Raw genomic sequence first — 16,904 nt, forward strand, 5'->3', positions numbered from 1 at the left:
TGGTCCTTACGCATCGTGGTGGAACGCCTGGAGGACTTCCTCAAGCCACTCCACGTGGCCCTGTTCGGTACGGATTCCTCCGCGCAGCACAAGGAACTGGTGTAACGACTGTCCACTGAGGACGCTGGGATCGGGGAAGTCGTGCTTCTCGATCAGCAGGTAGGCGTCGAGCCTTGCCGCGTGCGCGTCGCGATGCCGGGTGATCTCGGCGGCGACGGCACCGGGATCACCGAGCGTCGCGCCACGGATCTTGACGGCGAGTTCCCGCGCCGAAGCGGCGGGATCGGGTTCGGCGAGCCAGCGGGCCAGTTCGGCCCGGCCCGCGTCGCCGACGGTGTAGACCTTCTTGTCGGGCTTCCCGGACTGCGCGACGTGGTCGACGGCGACCCAGCCCGCGTCCTCCATCCGCTTGAGGACGCGGTAGATCTGCTGATGGGTGGCGCTCCACCACAGCCCGATGGACTTCTCGAAGCGGCGCGTCAGCTCATAGCCCGAGCCGGACCGCTCGGACAGCGAAACCAGGATCGCGTGCTCCAGTGCCATGCACCCAGTTTCATATGCACCTAGTTGCACTGCAAGGCGACGCGCGTCACAAGCGCGTAAAGGCTCGTTCTGTACCTCCAGCGCCCGGGAGCCGTCTGACCTGCGCTAACACGGCTACCTGCCTTCGGTGGTACGCAGCGGGCAAGACAGTATGCGCGGCATCGCCTAACGAGCTAGTCAAGTGACGGCACATCGCGAGTCACGGTGAAGACCCGGAGTGACCGATACGCGTAAGGCCCCGTCTCACTTGGGCGGGTTCTAGCGATCCCCGCAACACCCTGGATTTCAGGGAGTTGCGGGGATCGTGGATTTTGAGGAGTTGAAGGCGAGGTTTTTCGATGCCCTGGACCGTGAGAAGGGCAGTGTCTCGGGTGCTGCTCGGGCGGTCGGGGTGAACCGGAGTACGGCCTTTGGGTGGGTGCGGAAGGCTGGTCTCCGAGGACGTGGGAAGACAGGCACGACCGGGCATCCGGGCCGGGCGGAGTACGACCGGCTTCGCGTGGCCGGTGTGCGACGGCGGGATGCCGCGGCGCAGGTCGGAGTCAACGAACGCACCGCCCGTGACTGGGACCGCGGTATCCGGAAGATCGGTGACGCGCGCCTCCACGCGGATGGGCGCCGGGTCGACTACAAGACAGGCGTGACCATTATCGTTCCGGTGTCCTCGGAGCCGTCTGTCGCGGCGGTCGAGGCCACTTTGCATCCCCGGTACTTGACGGTGACCGATCGGGAGCTGATTGCCGACCTGCGCCGCCAGGGCGAGTCGTTCCGGGCGATCGGGCGGGCGCTGGGACGTCCGGCGTCCACTGTCAAACGGGAGATCGACACGCGGTCGGTCAACGGTGTCTACCGGCCGCACCACGCTCAGCGGGCCTGGGCGACAAGCCGGCCGCGCCCGAAAGAGTCCAAGCTCGCCCTGGACGGCCCGTTGCGCGACCATGTCGCGGGCAAGCTGCGGGAACAGTGGTCACCGGAACAGATCTGTCAGGCTCTGGTCATCGAGTTTCCCGACGATGAGGACATGCGGGTGAGCCCGGAAACGATCTACCAGGCGATCTATCTCCAGGCGCGTGGCGGGCTGCGGCGCGAGGTCGCGGCCGCGCTGCGCACCGGCCGGACCCGCCGCACACCACGTCGCAGACCGGACCAGCGCACATCCCGGTTCGTCGAGGAGATGGTGATGATCTCCGAACGTCCGGCCGAGGTCACCGACCGCGCGGTCCCCGGCCACTGGGAAGGCGACCTGATCGTCGGCACCCGCAACGAGAGCGCGATCGTGACCCTGGTCGAACGCTCCACCCGCTACGTCCTGCTCGGACATCTGCCCGGCGGGCACACCGCCGAAGAGGTCCGCGACGTGCTCGTGCCCTTGATCCAGACCCTGCCCGCACATCTACGCGGCTCGCTGACCTGGGACCAGGGCTGCGAAATGGCCGCACACAAGCAATTCTCCATCGCGACCGGAGTGCCGGTCTACTTCCGCGACCCGCACTCGCCCTGGCAACGCGGATCGAACGAGAACACCAACGGACTGCTCCGCCAGTACTTCCCCAAAGGCACCGACCTGTCCGTTCACAGCGCCGAAGACCTCGAACACGTCGCCCAGAAACTCAACCGCCGACCACGCAAAACGCTCGACTGGTCAACACCAGCCGAGCGTCTGCGTAATCTACTGACGACCACATAGGCCATCAGGTGTTGCGAGGACCCCGAGAATCCGCCTTGGGGAGGCGGGGCCTTACGCGTTTACACGGGCCTTAGAGGAGACCGCCGAGGAGACCGCCGACGACGTCGCCTCCACCGAGGAGACCGCCGACGACGTCGCTTCCGCCGAGGAGGCCGCTCACGGGGTCGTTGGTGGCAACAGGCGTGGCCGCGCTCGCGACCGGCGAGAGCGCGACCATCGCAGCGGCGGCGAGCGCTGTGGCGGCGACGGTCTTCTTCACGAAGTTCATGGGTGGTAAACCGACTTTCCCTGGAAGTACGTGCCGGATGTCGGCACGCTGCGATCTTTCAGGCCGAGCCGCGAGGTGTCGATTCCCTGACAGCGTGACAACGCCGCACGTCAGAGTGACTTACTCGCTAGACGGGCCGGATCGTGACCAGCGTCTGTCACCACTGCTCGTGAACCGGTACGCGCTGGGTCCGCCGGAGTACCGGTGGCGACCGGCGCCAACAGGAACGGGTCATTGCAGATGGGGCCGTCACGCGGAAAACGCTACGGCTTGCGGGCGATACCGCCGATGACGCGGGATTCCGAGGGGACCGCGGCGAAGACCGTCTTCTCGTCCGGGTGCCACGCCGGCGCGTAGACCAGGCCCGGCTCCAGCAGGGGCCAGCCGCCGAAGAAGCGCCGGAACTCGGCCATGGTGCGCAGGAAGCCGGGGTTCGTCGTGGTCTCGTAGTAGTCGAGGATGTCGAGCAGCGCCTGCTTCTCTTCCTCGTTGGCCGGGTTCTCGTTGGTCATCTGCGAAAGCACCAGCAGCGAGCCCGGCGCGAGCCGGTCGCGGTAGAAGGCCAGCAGCTCGTCCGGGTCCTGCTCGTCCTTGATGAAGTGCATGACCGCGTTGATCACCAGTGCGACAGGCTGCCGGACGTCGATGATGCCGGAGTCGATCACCCGGTTCCAGAGGTCCTCGGGGTCGAACAGGTCCGCGGCGATCGCGTGGTGGCGGTCCGGGTCGGCGGTGTCGGCGAGCAGCAGTGTCGAGTGCGCGAGCGCGATCGGCTCGTTGTCGATGTAGAGGACATGCGTGTCCTCCTCCGGCCGCGCCTCGTCCGCGACCTCGTGCACGTTGCCCGCGGTCGGCAGGCCGGAGCCGATGTCGACGAACTGCCGGATGCCCAGTTCCGCGCAGTGCCGCACGGCCCTGCCGAGGAACTGCCTGCTGGTCTTGCAGTAGTCACCCATGAGCGGCAGGCGCTCGCGCACCTTCTCGGCGAAAAGGCGGTCGATGGCGTAGTGGGTGTCGCCGCCGATGAAGTAGTCGTAGACCCTCGCCGCGGACGGCCGGTCCAAGCTGTTCTCGACGGCCTTGAGCGCCGCGTCGTGATCGATCATCGTCATCCCTTTGTCCGCGCCGGAAATCCCATGCTAACCGGCCGGGACGTACGCCTCGCGATAGGCGTTCACGGATTCGGTCAAGCGATCGAGTTCCGCGCGGGTGCGGGCCAGCCCCGCCGCGTCGAGGCCCATCGCGTCGCCGATGATCGCCGGGATCCCCTCGGCGCGGTCCTTGAGCCGGGCGCCGTCCTCGGTCAGGCTGATGCGAACGGACCGTTCGTCGTCGGCCCGCCGGTCACGCCGGACCAGTCCGGACCTCTCCAGGCGCTTGAGCAGTGGCGACAGTGTCCCGGAGTCGAGGTTCAGCAAGGTGCCGAGTTCCTTGACCAGCCGCTCGTCCTCCTCCCAGAGCGCGAGCATCACCAGGTACTGGGGATAGGTCAGGCCCAGATCGTCGAGCACCACGCGGTAAAGCGCGGTGACCGCGCGAGATGCCGCGTAGAGCCCGAAGCACAGCTGATCGTCCAGGCCCAGCGATCCGGTGTTGTCCGTTGGCATCGGTCCTCCTTTTCCCCATGGTGCGCCGATCATGTCGCGCCACGCTACTCGAGTGGGGTAAATCTCCTTGAGCACGTTTTAGTTGTGCACAACTTAGTTGTGAGCTACCTTCAGCGTATCGACTTCGGACTCCAGGAGGCAGAAATGACCGCCAACCCGCACAAGCTGGCCCTCGAACCGGCCGCGCAGGCTTTCGTCGAGGCCACCGCCAACCCGCCGTTCCTCTTCGAGTTGCCGCCCGTGGAAGGTCGCAAGGCCGTCGACGAGGTCCAGGGTGGCGACGTCGAACTGCCGGCCGCGGACGTCGAGACCACGCACGTCGACGGGGTCGAGGTCCGCATCGTCCGCCCGCCGGGCGCCACCGGCCCGTTGCCCGTGATCGTCTACATCCACGGCGCCGGCTGGGTCTTCGGGAACTTCCACACGCACGAGCGCCTGGTCCGCGAACTCGCCGTCGGTACCGGCGCGGCCGTCGTGTTCCCCGAATACGACCGCTCGCCGGAGGCGCGCTACCCGGTCGCCATCGAGCAGAACTACGCGGTGGCGAAGTGGGTCGCCGAACACGGCGCCGAGAACGGCCTCGACAGCACGAAGATCGCCATCGCCGGTGACTCCGTCGGGGGGAACATGACCGCGGCGCTCACCCTCATGGCGAAGCAGCGCGGCGACGTCACCTTCCGCCAGCAGGTCCTCTTCTACCCGGTCACCGACGCGAACTTCGACACCGAATCCTACCGGCGGTTCGCCGACGGCTACTTTCTCGCTCTCGACGGCATGAAGTGGTTCTGGGACCAGTACACGACCGACCCGGCGCAGCGCGCGGAGATCACCGCGTCGCCGCTGCGGGCGAGCCTCGACGAGCTGGCCGGTTTGCCGCCCGCGCTGGTGATCACCGGGGAGGCCGACGTCCTGCGCGACGAAGGCGAGGCGTACGCCGCGAAGCTGCGTCAGGCCGGAGTGCCGGTGACGGCCGTGCGGTACCAGGGCATCGTCCACGACTTCGTCATGCTGAACACGCTGCGTGAAACGCATGCCGCGGAAGCGGCGATCAACCAGGCGATCGGTGTGCTGCGTACCGCCCTCGCGGCTGAGTAGTCCAGGGTGCGGTTTGTCCAGGGTGACCCGCGTCACCCTGGACAACACTTCCCGGTGGTCGTACGTCTCTTGATCCAGATGTGGGACGTGGGGCGCACGGCCCCGGCCGGGGAGGGAACGATCGCCATGGGACTGGGACTGAGTGCCATCCGGCTCGACTCCACGCTGAACCTCGTCATCGTCGTGGTGCTGGCGCTGCTCGCGATCATCGCCGTGCCGTTCTTCTGGGAACGCTGGCGCCGCAAGGTGCTCGGCCGCAGCACCACGATCCTCGCCGCGGTGGTGCTGATCGTGGTCAGCACCGCCATGGGCGGGAACATGATCGGCGGGTTCTTCCCGACCGTCGGCGCCCTGCTCGGCACCGGCGTGTACTCGGGGGAAAGCGTCGACGCCGTCGCGAGCCAGAACGGCTCGGACCTCGACAAACTGCGTGACGCCGGGGCGATGCGGGCCAAGGAGGGCAAGGGCTCCGTCGTGCACATGACGGTGACCGGCAAGCGCACCGGGCTCACGCGCGACGTGTCGGTCTACTTCCCGCCCCAGTACTACGATCCCGCGTACCGGGCGCTCAAGTTCCCGGTCATCGAATGGATCCCGAACTACCCGTCCGGCCCGGAAGTGGTCACCGGCCCGTACGAACTGCCCGCCAGGCTCGACGCGGCCATCGCGAAGCACGTGCTCCCGCCGACCCTGGTGATCATCCCGGATCCGACCGGGAAGCCGAAAGTCGGCCACGACACCGAATGCATCGACCAGGTCAACGGGACCGCCAACGACACCTACCTGAGCGCCGACATCCGCGACTGGGCGATCGAGCGGCTCGGCGCCAATCCGCAGCGGAAGGCGTGGACGATGGCAGGCTGGTCCTCGGGCGGGTACTGCGCGATGAACCTGGTGACCCGGCATCCACAGTGGTATGGCCAGGCGGCGAGCGTCAGCGGGTACTACAAGGCCTCGGTGGACGCGGAGACGGAGAACCTGTTCAAGGGCAGGCAGGACATCGTCGACGCGAACACGATCACGGTGAACATGCGGAAACATCCGTCGCCGGTCGACATCCTCGCGATCGCCGGGGACAAGGAAAGCTTCGAGAGCTTCTCGATCGACCAGCTCCAGACCGCCGTCCGCGCGCCCGCGACGCTTTCGTCGTGGCGGATCCCGGACGCCGGGCACAACATGAACACCTTCAAGGCGCAGGTTCCCGACGTGCTGGCGTGGATCGGCGCGCGGACCGTGCCGCCGAGCGCGCCGCAGGACAAGAAGATCGTCTCCAACGGTGGTGTCACCCCGTGGCCGCTGCCCAACACCGGGGCGAAGGGCGCGCTGGTCGACGTCGTCGAGTGAGCTTGGCGCGGTGAGCCCGGGGATACAAGCGAAGGCTGTCGGGTTCTCGTCTGTCCACTTGAGACCCAGTCGCTCACGTAGGGCCTGGGGCGACAGGCCGATCGCGCAGAGCGTCATCACGGCGGCGGCGGAGCGTCGCGCATGGTGATCGAGGCGAGCAGTCCTCGTACCGTGTGGTTGTCTTCGAGGTCGGCGGGCATGTGGTGCTCACGGAGACCGAGCATCAGCCCGAGCCGTCGCCATTCGCTGTGGAAACGTCGCTTTCCATGCAGGACAACGGATTTACGAAGGTTTTGTGCAGCGGACGGTCGTCCAGAACGTCGAGCCGTGCACCCACCAGGCGGGTTATAGTGCTCAGCCGCCTGACTCCAGCGTCGGGACCAGTGCTTTCACCACCTCGGTCACTCGCCTACCTCCGCCGGCGTAGGTGGTCGAGGTCGGTTGTGAGGTCAGCACGACGACGATGTGGCGCTCGCCGACGACGCCGGAGCTGTGCAGGATCCGGGCGCCGCGGCAGCATGCCCAGCCCTGCTTGATCGACCAGCGGAGAGTGCCGACGGCGTCGGGAATGCCGAAATACTGGCGAATCCCGTCGGAGCCGCTCTCCGTCGCGCCGCTCAACGCCCGCATGATCGTCGTTCGCGTTCCCGCACCGGCCTGGTCCAGCACGTAACGGTAGACCTTCGCGATGTCCGCGGCGGTGATCCGGGTGTCACCCCAGCGGCCGGGATCCTCGGGCGGGCGGGTGCCGCTGAGGCCGATCTTGGTCGCCCAGCGGGTGACGATGACCGGCCCGCCGTGGTCGGACCACAGCTTGCTGGCGATGCCGTCATCGCTGACCGAGAGCATCCGCTGCACGGTGGCCGGGGAGCCACCCGCTTGAAGGGTTTCCAGCGCGATGAGGAGCTTCACCAGCGACGCCGAAGTGTAAGAACGTTCTGATTTAAGGGAAACCGTGTTCTTCTTGGCGGCGCGGTCGTAGACGACCACGCTCACCTGCCCGTCGGGGACGAGGTCCGCGAGGGTCTTCGGGTCGAGTTCCATCGACGGTTTGCCGGGCTCGGGGGGCTTCGACGGTTCCGACGAGACCGAGGGCGGCGCCGAGGATTCGGCCTGCTCCGAGTCGACGGTCGTCGCGGCGGACCCGGACGCCGCGTCGGCGACCACGGTCGTGCCGGATCGCGACGGCGGAACCAGCAGCATCGCGATGATGGCTCCCAGGCACAGCCCCACCAGGAGGAAGACTCCGCTCACTTTGCCCACACGACTTATCGGCCGTTTCACTCTTTCGTGTTCACGGCCGGGCCATTCGTGTGGCGCAGGTCTCGTTTGACCGGGAGTTCAGTGACGGCTTGACCCCGCGGTGTCGCCGGGGCTCGTCTTTCCGGTTTGTCCGGGAGGCCCCCGGGGTATGTGATCCCCAGCGTGACTTTAAGTGGCCAACTCTGGAAGGCGGAGCAATGGCACGTGTACAACGCGCTCGTATCCGGACGGCGGGGCTTCAGCCCGCGCAGATCCTCGCCGGGCTGGCGGGCCTGGCCTTCCTGGTGTTCGGGATCGTGGGATTCACCAGGACCGGGTTCGCCGATTTCGTCGGCCGGAACGACGCGACCGTTCTCGGGTTCTCCGTGAACCCCCTCTACAACCTCGGTTTCGTCCTGCTGGGCGCGATCGGCCTGCTGCTGACCTTCGGCTCAGGCCGGTCCAGGGTGTTCGGTCTCCTGACGTTCGCCGCCTTCGGGGCGCTGTTCGTCTGGGGTCTCATGATCACCGGGACCGTTTCGACGAACCCGGTCTCGCAGGCGGGTAACCCGTTCAACCTCAACGGACCGGACAACTGGCTGCACCTCGGCCTCGCCGCGCTCGGTCTGCTGATCGCGTTCCTTCCCGCGCGGCACAAGGTGCTGCTGCCGGAGGACGAAGAGGAAACCGTGGTGGCGGACCGGGCCGACAGCGCCACGGTCGTCGAGCCCGTTCCCGACACTTCGCGACGGCCGAAGCATGAAAAAAGCCCGGCCGTCGCTCGAGAAGAACGACCACCGGGCCTCGCCCGCTAGATCAGCGGTTCAGTGACCGTATTCGGTTCCGCCGGACTCGGCGGGGGCGCCGCTCTCCTTCTGGGGGGCGGCGTTCCCGCTCTTGGCCGCCTTGTCCTTCACCGGCGCGGTGCTCTTGCAGCCCGCGGGCTCGATGACGAACCAGGTGCCGCCGACGCCGTGGCCGTTCGCCTCACCGGCGTCAGCGTCCTTGGCGTAGCGGTAGACGGCCCAGCCGCCGACGGTGACCTGAGTGGTGCCGTCCGCTCGCTTCACGGTGCCGAGCAGCTTCCGTTCGATGCCTTCGAGTTGGACGTCGCCCTCGGCGAGCACCGGCGGCCAGGTCTTGGCGCAGTCACCATTACAGGTCGGCTGCCTCTTTTTCTTGTCCTTGGTGAACATATAGAGGGTGAAGCCCTCCTTGTCCACAATGGCCGGTCCGATGCCATCGACGTTGCTCGTGACCAGCTTCGTCGCGCCGTCCTTCTGCTCGACCGGAGCTTCCTTGGCGGCCTGGCCCGCCTTGCCGCCCTTGGTGTTCGCGGCGTACCAGGTGCTGCCGACGCCCTGCCCCTTCGTCTCACCCGCCTTGGCGTCCTTGGCGTAGCGGTAAAGCGCCCAGCCACCGACGGTGACCTGCTTGCGGCCGTCGGCGCGGGTCAGCTCGCCGACCAGGGCCTGGTCCACACCTTCGATCCGCACCTCGCCGTCGGCGAGCACCGGCGGCCACGCCTTCGCGCAGTCACCGTCGCAAGTGGACTTCGGCGGCTTCGCGCTGTCCTTGTCGAAGCGGTACAAGGTGAACCCGTCCTTGTCGACGAGCACCTGACCGAGATCCCCGGCTTCGGCCACGGCGACCTTGGTCTCACCCTTGGCGGCGGGAGCGTTTCCGCCCGCCCCGGCCACCGCGGCGGCGGGAGCGACGGCGGGCGCCGCCGTCTCAGTGCCGCCGGAGCAGGCTGACAGCGCAACCAGGCCTACGGCCGCGGACGCCGCTGCGACGACGAAACGCTTGCGAAGCATGGGATTTCTCCTTGTTCGTAGGGGTTCCGCGGCTTGGCGCGGTGAGCTTGTACCCCCTACACGGGCCCCTCGCGGGACCGGTTCAAGAAGTGCGCGGATTTTCTTCGCAGGACTCCAGTGCGGCGTCCGTGAGCGTCCCGGCCGAACCGGTGTAGTGCGTGGGATCCAGCAGGTCGGCGAGCGATTCCGCGGAGAGCACCCCGGTTATCTCCGGCAGATCGGAAAGAACGTCGCCGAGGGCTCTGCCCTGCTCCAGCGCGAGTTTGGACGCGTGGCCGAGGACCTCCTTGGCCCGCGCCTTGCCCAGCAGCGGGGCAAGCGCGGTCGAGAGCCGCTCGGAGACGATCTGACCGTGCGTGAGGCCGAGGTTCGCACGCATGCGGCCGTCGTTGACGACCAGGCCGCGGGCGAGTTCGGCCGCCGTGTGCGCGGCGCCGCCGGTCAGGCGCAGGCATTCGCGCAGCAACTGCCACTCGGCGTGCCACGCGCCCGCCGAACGTTCGTCCTCGGAGACCATGGCCTGGGTGACGCCGGTGGCCAGCACCGGGACCTGGAGGGCGGCCGAACGGATCAGCGTCGCCAGCACCGGATTGCGTTTGTGCGGCATCGCCGAGGAACCGCCACGGCCCTCACCCGCGGGCTCGGTGACCTCGCCGACCTCGGTCCGCGTCAGGAACTGCACGTCGACCGCGATCTTGCCGAGGGCGGCGGCGGTGAAGGCGAGGGCGGCCGCGAGGTCGGCGGTCGGTGTACGGAGGGTGTGCCAGGGGAGCGTGGTCTCGGCGAGACCGGTCTCTTCGGCGAAGGCCGACTGCAACCGCTGGGGATAGCCGTCGGGCAGCTGGGCGAGCCGCGCGTACTCGGCGTACGCGGCTCGTGTGCCGGCCGCGCCACCGAGCGAGACCGGCAGGACGACACGCTTCAGCCTGTCGAGCGCGTCGAGCGTCAGCTGTCGCCAGCCCGCCGCCTTGAGCCCGAACGTGGTCGGTACGGCATGGGCGGTGAGGGTGCGGCCGGGCATGACCGTGTCGCGGTGCGCGCGGGCGAGCTCCCGCAGCGCCTCCGCCGTCGTCTCGAGGTCGGCCGTGAGGAGGTCCCGTGTCCGGGCGGCGACCAGCATCATCGCGGTGTCGAAGATGTCCTGGCTGGTGGAGCCGCGATGTACGTACTCCGTGTCAGCCGCCTCGGTCAGTTCCTTGATCAGCCCCACGACCGGGTTCGCCGTTTCCCGCGCCGCCCTCGCCAACGCGACCACGTCGATCTCGGCCGTCGCGGCGGCCTCGGTGATCGCTTCGGCGGCGGCCCGCGGGATCAGCCCGGTGCGGGCCTGCGCCCTGGCCAGCGCGGCCTCCGTGTCGAGCAAGGCCCGCACCCACGCGAAATCACCCGTCGCCGCCTCGGCGGGCGTACCCGCGCGGACCGGGGAGAGGAGGCCGGAATCGGGATCGGCGTTCATCGGCCCAGCATCGCACTCTCGTCGTTCAGTGGCCGGTCCTCCCGTCGATACGCTCGCGCAGCAGGTCGGCGTGGCCGTCGTGGCGCGCGTACTCGGCGATGTGATGGGTCAGCAACCAGCGAAGTGAGAAGGGCTCACCGTTGCCGTGGGTCCGGCCCAAGTCATCGAGCGAGGCGGCCGCCACGATCTCCCTCGACCACGCACACTCTTCGCGCCATGCCGCCCAAGCCGCCTCGACGTCACCTTCGGTGTCTTCGAAGTCCTGCTCCGGACGCTCGTCGGAGTAATAAAGCATCGGAACGTCCTCACCCGCGAACTGGATGCGGAACCACCAGCGCTCGACACCCGTCAGGTGCCTGAGCAGCCCGTGCAGCGACAGGGTCGACGGATCGACCGGCCGCAGCGCCAACTGCTCCGGCGTCAGACCCTGGCACTTCAGCTCGAAGGTGTGGCGATGCCAGTCGAGCGTGGACGTCAGGATCTCGCGCTCGCTCCCCACCCGCGGCGGCTCCGGCCGGTCACCGGACCACTTGGGCGAGTAGTTCTCCTCGGGGATCGTGTCCATGCTCCGACCATCGCAGAGACCCCCGACAATTCCGTGGCGCTCCGGCGGCGGCCCCGCCATCCTGGTGGTCGGCGGCGATCTACTAGACTCGTCGACATGGGCCGTTAGCTCAATTGGTAGAGCTGCGGACTTTTAATCCGTAGGTTCTGGGTTCGAGCCCCAGGCGGCCCACTTCAGCACCCCGTTTGAACTGCGAAAACGGCGGATTTTGTGATCTTCGCGCAGGTTCGAGAAATCCGCGTGGCCCGTTGTATGTCCAAGGTCACCAGCTTGCGTGCCGGGTCTGGTTACCAGCTTAGGTCAACTGAGCCATCGGCAGCGGCCAGCTCTCGCCGCGACTAAAGGGAAAGCGCTGGTCAGCGGCGAGTGGCCGGTGTCTGCTCACCGTCCTCTCCCGCGTCTGTCTTCGCCGAGCTTGGTGTGTCCGCGCGTGTGGCCGGGCACTGTCAAAGGATGCCGGACCGTCACCCGGCTGAGCACAACGTGAGCAATGGAGCCCAATCGGAGACTGCAGCTCCGCGCCGCGGCAGCCACGTGCTCCTGTTTTCCCAGCTCACGGCCGATATTTGATCGTCAGCGAAGGGACGAACCCGCGGATTTGCAGTCTGCGGGGTCAGGCTTTCGAGGTAGTTGCTGACCTGCGTGGACATCGGGCGGCACTGCCCGCCACGCGTCGGCCACGGATCGGGAGCCGGCTCCGGTGAACGCGGCTCGACGGTGTCGCGAACAGGAACGCGCCGATCCTCTCGGCGGCCTGGCGGCGGGTGCTGGGGTAGAGCGAGATGTAGTAGTCGGCGGTGAACGACATTGAGGTGTGTCCGAGCATCTCCTGGACGCTCTTGAGATCGTTACCGGCGGCCAGGGACAGTGAGGCCGCGCCATGACGGAGATCGTGCAGCCGGATCGGTGGCAAGGCTGTGCGCTCGGCCAGCAGGTCCTCGAACTCGTGGGTGAACAGGTCGCGTCGGCATGGCATCCCCGTGGGGGTGGTGAACAGATACCGTTCGCCCCCTGGCTCAGGGGTGAGTCCAGCTTGGGCCGTGAGGTAGCGCCGCACCAAGCCGGTGGTGACATGGTCAAGAGCGATGGTCCGTGTGCTGCGCCGGCTCTTCAGCTTCCCGTCGTCGTCCGTCCGTTCATCGGGATCCGGCCTGGTGACGACGAACAGCTCGTTGTGCCGCAGATCCACGTCGACCTCGCGCAAGGCGGCGGCTTCGCTACGGCGCAGGCCGGTGACGGCCACGAGGTGGTAATACAGGTAGCGCTTGTGTTCGGCGATGGCCTTGAGGAACTCGATCGTCTGCTCTCGCGTCCACACGCACACTGGTCCCGGACGCCATCCGGTTGCTCGCCAGCGCGCCACGCGCTCCTCGGTTCACACATATGGTCGCGGCGGCACCGCTTCCGGGAGGTCGATTTCCCGGCCACGTGCAGGGTTGTGTGCCAGAAGTCCTTGACCCACCGCGGCGGTCAGCGCGGAACTCAATGTCGCCCGGACCCGCCTCACCGTCGCCGGGGCCAGCCGTCCATGCCGGGACCCGTTCCCAGCCGCGATCGCGGTGAATGCCTTCTGCACGTCGCTCACGCAGCACGTCACTCCCTTCGAACTGTCGCCGTCCTCCGGGAGACTTCCGGTCATATCGTCTCTTCTGCGGCCTGTGCCGGCCCCGGGGCGAACGCAGCGCCGGCGTGTCGGACCGGAAACACCGTTACTGGGACAGACCCATTTGGACCTTCTCCTGGTGGACAGACGTGAACGGAGCTCCCGTGGAAGCATGCTCACGTTGGGTCTCACGAAGCGACGATGACCTCGGCTGAGCTCAGCGTCACCTTCGCAGTCGCGGTCGTTCGCGCACCGGCAATGGTCTGCCTCGAAGGACGGAATTCGAAGAGCAAGTGGCCGCGCGAAGTGGCTATCTCGCCGCCTGCGAGCCATGGCCGAGGAGCTCTTAAGCATCAGCTGGACGGTTGAAGCCGGATATCACTCCGAGTACGGTGCCGAGTGTGCATTGTGACCAGGGGGCGGCTGGGTCGCGCTTGGTGACAGTGGCGCGGCAGGTGTGGGCTGGGAGCCGTGGCCCTGGTGACTTCATGGACACGTTCGCCGGAACGATGGTCTTCGCGCAGCGTCCGGAACGGCCCGCGTTGCTGGTGTCTGACCTCGGTGACCAGGGGCGCTGGATGGTCGCGTTTTCGACTGTCGAACGCTTGGCCGCCTATGCGGGTGAATGTGACTACTTCTCGACGACGGGCGCGGATCTGCTGGAACTGATCCCGCCGGGTGTCGGTCTCATGGTGGATCCCTGGGATGAGCATCGGTTTCCGGTCTTGTCTCGGATGGGGACGCCGGATGTGGTCGCGCGGGCCTGGTCGCGGATGTTCGCAGCGCGGTAGGCAGCGCGACCGCCTGATCGGCACAAGGTAAGCGCTGGTGGAGGGGGAATGAAAGGTGGATGGTCCAGGGTTCCATGTCGAGATCGAGGTGCTGGAGGGCGCTTCGAAGAGTATGGGCGAGATCGTGCACGACCAGGACAGCTTCGAGTTGCGGGGGTTGTGCGGCGATAACCAGATGTATGGCCACAGTGGTGTCCATGACGCGCTGGCGGAATTCTGCGGCCGGTGGAGCGTTGGGCTCGACGCGTTGTCCGACCGTGCCCGCAATCTGGGCGATCTGCTGGGTAAAGCAGCGAAGGCATACCGCGAGGTTGAGAACACCAACCTCGATGCGTTGAAGGTCGACCCTGGTCTGGATCCGATCACGCCGGATCCGGCGTCGGTAGGGCCGATCCGATGACCGCCGAGCTGGGGCAGACGACCGATCCGAAGGCGCTGGTGCCCGGCAATCCGGACGCGGTGTTCGAGAACGCACAGGTGCTGCATGAGCGGGCACGGGATGCGCGGGCTGCGGGCGATGCGCTGCAGCGGATCGACACAGGGGCATGGCAGGGCCCCGCGTCGAACCAGTTTTATGAGGATCACCAGACCGAGGTTCCGCGCTGGGGCAACGCCGGCGATTCCCTGGACAACGCGGCGTCGGCGTTGACCGACTTCGCGCATTGTCTTGCCTGGGCGCAAGGCCAGGCTGCGGAGGCGATCGCCCAGTGGCAGCAGGGCGACGCCGAGACTCAACAAGCCAAGGAAGCTCACGACAGAGCAGTGGCCGAGGCCGAAGCAAAGACGAGAGCGAACGTGCAACGGGGCGATCCGACGGTGGTGCAAGCCTCGCCGTTCACCGACCCGGGCGAAGCGAAGCGCCAGGCGGCCAGGGACATCCTCGGTCGCGCCCGCCGCCAACTGGCCAATGTGGGCAACCTGACTGCTGACGCACTGCGCTATGAGGCCGCCGTCGCGCCCCAGGACTCTCGGAAACAATCAGATGCGAACTTCTACGGCGGTATGCTGGACAGCCTCCAAGGCCTTGCCGAAGGCGTATGGGGTGCGATCAGCGACCCGGGCGGCACTGTTGCCGCGATGGCGCACAACATCGCGCATCCGGTGGACACCCTGAAGTCCATGGTCGCGTGGGACGACTGGGCCAACGGCCGCGGGGACCGCGCCCTGGGCAAGATCACCGCCGACTTCATGATCGCCGCAACCACGCTCGGTGCCGGCAAACTGATCAAGGATGGTCTCCGAAAACATGGCGACGACGAACCCGGCGCCGGGTCGCACGCGGACGGCGGATCGCCGGATATACCGACGAGTTTCGCGCCGACCGATGCTTCACGGGTCAGGCAACATCTATCGCGACCTGAACTTGACCCGTTCGAAGCGAACAACGTGATGCTGGACCGGATCGACAAGGCGCTGGCTGAAGGGAGGTCTCTGTCCGAGGCGCAGACGAACTTCATGCGCCACGAAACAGTTGAAGCGAAACTGATGGACGACGGAATGGGATACGACGAGGCTCACGCGGAGGCGTTGAAGTCTCATCCGCCAGGTAAGAACTATGATCCTGATGTGATCGATCAGTCACCGGAGTTCGGTCCGTGGTGGCGAAAGATGAACGGGTTGGGGCCACGATGAGCGTTGTCGACGTCGAGCGACACGGCATCGTCGCGATCAGCGAAGGCGACCATGAAGCGGCGTACCAGGCTGCGGAATGGCTGCAGTCGTCCCGATCGACGTCAGCCACATCCCGTTCGGTGACGCCCATCCGGATGCATGTCGAAGCGCTGCGCAGGTTCGGTGGACTCACCCCACGCGCCGTCATCGGCGGGCAGTTCGTTCCAGGCCCAGGCGACCGGACGCAGATCAGCGTCGGCGTGGCAGGTTTCGGACTATTCGACGCCGAAGACGAGCCGACCTGCCCAAGTAGGCTGTGGAACCAGCCGTTCACCATCGGTCTGCCGAGCGAATTCGCCCGGCCGGTGGCGAGGGCCCTGGGCGAGGGACCTCAACTTCCACCAGGAATGCTGACGATCGACCGGGCAGGCTTTGATCTGATGAACTCGTCAGAAATGATCTTCGCGCAGACGGTGTCCGTTCTTCAGGCCGTGTTGGTCGCTCGTCTCGGTGGCGAAGATGTCGACAAGGCGGCCCATGTGGTAATTCACACCTGGTGAACCCGTTTGTGCAGCCGAATGCCGGAGCTGGCCTCAAGGCCGATCTGATGGCCGTTGAGCGCGGCAGGAAGAACGGAGACATAACGGAGCCTAGATCGGCCGTTGGCAAACGCAAAGACGATCTTAAGTGCGAAGAAAGCGCAGGTAGAAGGCTAGAAGACTGGGCTCGGTTCAAGATCACCGCCATCGAACCCGTGGGCTTTTAATCCGTAGGTTCTGGGTTCGAGCCCCAGGCGGCCCACTCTTCGCCTGGTCCACGCGTTGTGGCCAGCCAGGATCAAGATCGTCTCCCCGGTTTGGGTCGAACAGGTTTGTCCAACAGTCCTTCCAGGGCCTTCGCCGTCGCTAGGGCGACCGTCCTTCGCTCCAGGTAGTTGTCTTGCGTCATCGACACCCGCGAGTGGCCGAGCTGGTCCGCGATCAACCTCGTCTGCACCCCCGCGTCGTCCAGCGCGGTCGTCTTCCGGAAGGTGTGCGAGGTGACCCGGAGGAAGTGGTCGCCACCGAGGTTTCCCGGATGACTCGCAGCTTCAGCACTTCCGCTGCCCGCGAGGAGCGCACGTTCGTGCGGCTCCCTCTTCGGGAGCGGTTTGTGGGCAAACCCCGCAGCTTGATCCGAACCACGGGTACCGTTCTCGTCACCAGGTCGACGTCCTCCCAGTTCGTCGCGAGCGCTTCATCGGCCCAGGTGTACCGCGCCATCGTGAATCGGGAT

General features: G+C 66.8%; 17 protein-coding genes and 1 tRNA gene. 9 read left to right on the top strand and 9 right to left on the bottom strand.

From position 1 onward, the window contains the following. Positions 1-6: 6 nt before the first annotated feature. Complete coding sequence (locus BS329_RS27580) at positions 7-543, bottom strand: PadR family transcriptional regulator (RefSeq protein WP_076164138.1); 537 nt, start codon at positions 541-543, stop codon at positions 7-9. A 508-nt stretch (positions 544-1,051) separates the two neighbouring features. Between BS329_RS27580 and BS329_RS27585 the strand changes: the two genes are divergently transcribed. Beyond that, positions 1,052-2,230: an IS30 family transposase gene (locus tag BS329_RS27585; RefSeq protein ID WP_084750302.1), complete on the top strand. Its 1,179-nt coding sequence runs from the start codon at positions 1,052-1,054 to the stop codon at positions 2,228-2,230. A 70-nt stretch (positions 2,231-2,300) separates the two neighbouring features. Here BS329_RS27585 and BS329_RS27590 read toward each other — a convergent pair whose 3' ends face one another. From BS329_RS27590 to BS329_RS27600, 3 genes are all read right to left on the bottom strand, one after another. Continuing rightward, positions 2,301-2,498: a hypothetical protein gene (locus BS329_RS27590; RefSeq protein ID WP_076164140.1), complete on the bottom strand. Its 198-nt coding sequence runs from the start codon at positions 2,496-2,498 to the stop codon at positions 2,301-2,303. A gap of 263 nt (positions 2,499-2,761) precedes the next feature. Continuing rightward, complete coding sequence (locus tag BS329_RS27595; protein WP_208619280.1) at positions 2,762-3,610, bottom strand: SAM-dependent methyltransferase; 849 nt, start codon at positions 3,608-3,610, stop codon at positions 2,762-2,764. Positions 3,611-3,637: 27 nt separating this feature from the next. Next, the gene (locus BS329_RS27600) at positions 3,638-4,105 is read right to left on the bottom strand and encodes a MarR family winged helix-turn-helix transcriptional regulator (RefSeq protein WP_076164141.1); all 468 of its coding nucleotides are present in this window, start codon (positions 4,103-4,105) and stop codon (positions 3,638-3,640) included. A gap of 144 nt (positions 4,106-4,249) precedes the next feature. Between BS329_RS27600 and BS329_RS27605 the strand changes: the two genes are divergently transcribed. Together BS329_RS27605 and BS329_RS27610 are read left to right on the top strand one after the other, a co-directional pair. Next, positions 4,250-5,200 carry an alpha/beta hydrolase gene (locus tag BS329_RS27605; protein WP_076164142.1) on the top strand — a complete coding sequence of 317 codons (951 nt, stop codon included), beginning with the start codon at positions 4,250-4,252 and terminating at the stop codon, positions 5,198-5,200. Between the two features lie 126 nt (positions 5,201-5,326). Further along, positions 5,327-6,544: an alpha/beta hydrolase gene (locus BS329_RS27610; RefSeq protein ID WP_076164479.1), complete on the top strand. Its 1,218-nt coding sequence runs from the start codon at positions 5,327-5,329 to the stop codon at positions 6,542-6,544. Positions 6,545-6,898: 354 nt separating this feature from the next. Here the strand turns inward: BS329_RS27610 and BS329_RS27615 are convergent, their stop codons facing one another. Then, positions 6,899-7,807 carry a serine hydrolase gene (locus BS329_RS27615; protein WP_076164143.1) on the bottom strand — a complete coding sequence of 303 codons (909 nt, stop codon included), beginning with the start codon at positions 7,805-7,807 and terminating at the stop codon, positions 6,899-6,901. 197 nt (positions 7,808-8,004) lie between these two features. On the opposite strand from BS329_RS27615, the gene BS329_RS27620 reads away from it, so the two are divergent. Further along, the gene (locus BS329_RS27620; RefSeq protein ID WP_076164144.1) at positions 8,005-8,601 is read left to right on the top strand and encodes a DUF4383 domain-containing protein; all 597 of its coding nucleotides are present in this window, start codon (positions 8,005-8,007) and stop codon (positions 8,599-8,601) included. A 9-nt stretch (positions 8,602-8,610) separates the two neighbouring features. On the opposite strand, the gene BS329_RS27625 is transcribed toward BS329_RS27620, so the two are convergent. The 3 genes from BS329_RS27625 to BS329_RS27635 form a co-directional block, all read right to left on the bottom strand. Next, positions 8,611-9,603, bottom strand: coding sequence for an SCO0930 family lipoprotein (locus BS329_RS27625; RefSeq protein ID WP_076164145.1), 993 nt, complete (start codon positions 9,601-9,603; stop codon positions 8,611-8,613). Positions 9,604-9,685: 82 nt separating this feature from the next. After that, positions 9,686-11,059 (bottom strand): nitrosuccinate lyase, encoded by a 1,374-nt coding sequence (locus BS329_RS27630; protein ID WP_076164146.1) that lies wholly within the window; start codon positions 11,057-11,059, stop codon positions 9,686-9,688. 25 nt (positions 11,060-11,084) lie between these two features. After that, positions 11,085-11,624 (bottom strand): DinB family protein, encoded by a 540-nt coding sequence (locus BS329_RS27635; RefSeq protein WP_076164147.1) that lies wholly within the window; start codon positions 11,622-11,624, stop codon positions 11,085-11,087. Between the two features lie 98 nt (positions 11,625-11,722). On the opposite strand from BS329_RS27635, the gene BS329_RS27640 reads away from it, so the two are divergent. After that, positions 11,723-11,795: transfer RNA gene (locus BS329_RS27640), tRNA-Lys, on the top strand. Between the two features lie 442 nt (positions 11,796-12,237). Here the strand turns inward: BS329_RS27640 and BS329_RS27645 are convergent. Continuing rightward, positions 12,238-12,942, bottom strand: a complete 705-nt coding sequence (locus BS329_RS27645) for a site-specific integrase (RefSeq protein WP_076164148.1) — start codon at positions 12,940-12,942, stop codon at positions 12,238-12,240. A gap of 740 nt (positions 12,943-13,682) precedes the next feature. Here BS329_RS27645 and BS329_RS27650 point away from each other — a divergent pair. Genes BS329_RS27650 through BS329_RS27665 form a run of 4 tightly spaced genes read left to right on the top strand, consistent with a single transcriptional unit; the run spans position 13,683 to position 16,189 of the window. Continuing rightward, entirely contained in the window at positions 13,683-14,018 is a 336-nt protein-coding gene (locus BS329_RS27650) for an SseB family protein (RefSeq protein ID WP_482746711.1), read from the top strand. 55 nt (positions 14,019-14,073) lie between these two features. Next, positions 14,074-14,418, top strand: coding sequence for a hypothetical protein (locus BS329_RS27655; protein ID WP_076164150.1), 345 nt, complete (start codon positions 14,074-14,076; stop codon positions 14,416-14,418). Next, a complete protein-coding gene (locus tag BS329_RS27660; protein WP_076164151.1) occupies positions 14,415-15,650 on the top strand; it encodes a putative T7SS-secreted protein in 1,236 nt (411 codons plus the stop codon). The genes BS329_RS27655 and BS329_RS27660 overlap by 4 nt, the downstream gene beginning before the upstream one ends. Beyond that, positions 15,647-16,189 carry a hypothetical protein gene (locus tag BS329_RS27665; RefSeq protein ID WP_076164152.1) on the top strand — a complete coding sequence of 181 codons (543 nt, stop codon included), beginning with the start codon at positions 15,647-15,649 and terminating at the stop codon, positions 16,187-16,189. The genes BS329_RS27660 and BS329_RS27665 overlap by 4 nt, the downstream gene beginning before the upstream one ends. Positions 16,190-16,904 lie beyond the last annotated feature (715 nt).

It is taken from the genome of Amycolatopsis coloradensis (assembly GCF_001953865.1).
In the GTDB taxonomy this organism is placed as follows: Bacteria; Actinomycetota; Actinomycetes; order Mycobacteriales; family Pseudonocardiaceae; genus Amycolatopsis; species Amycolatopsis coloradensis.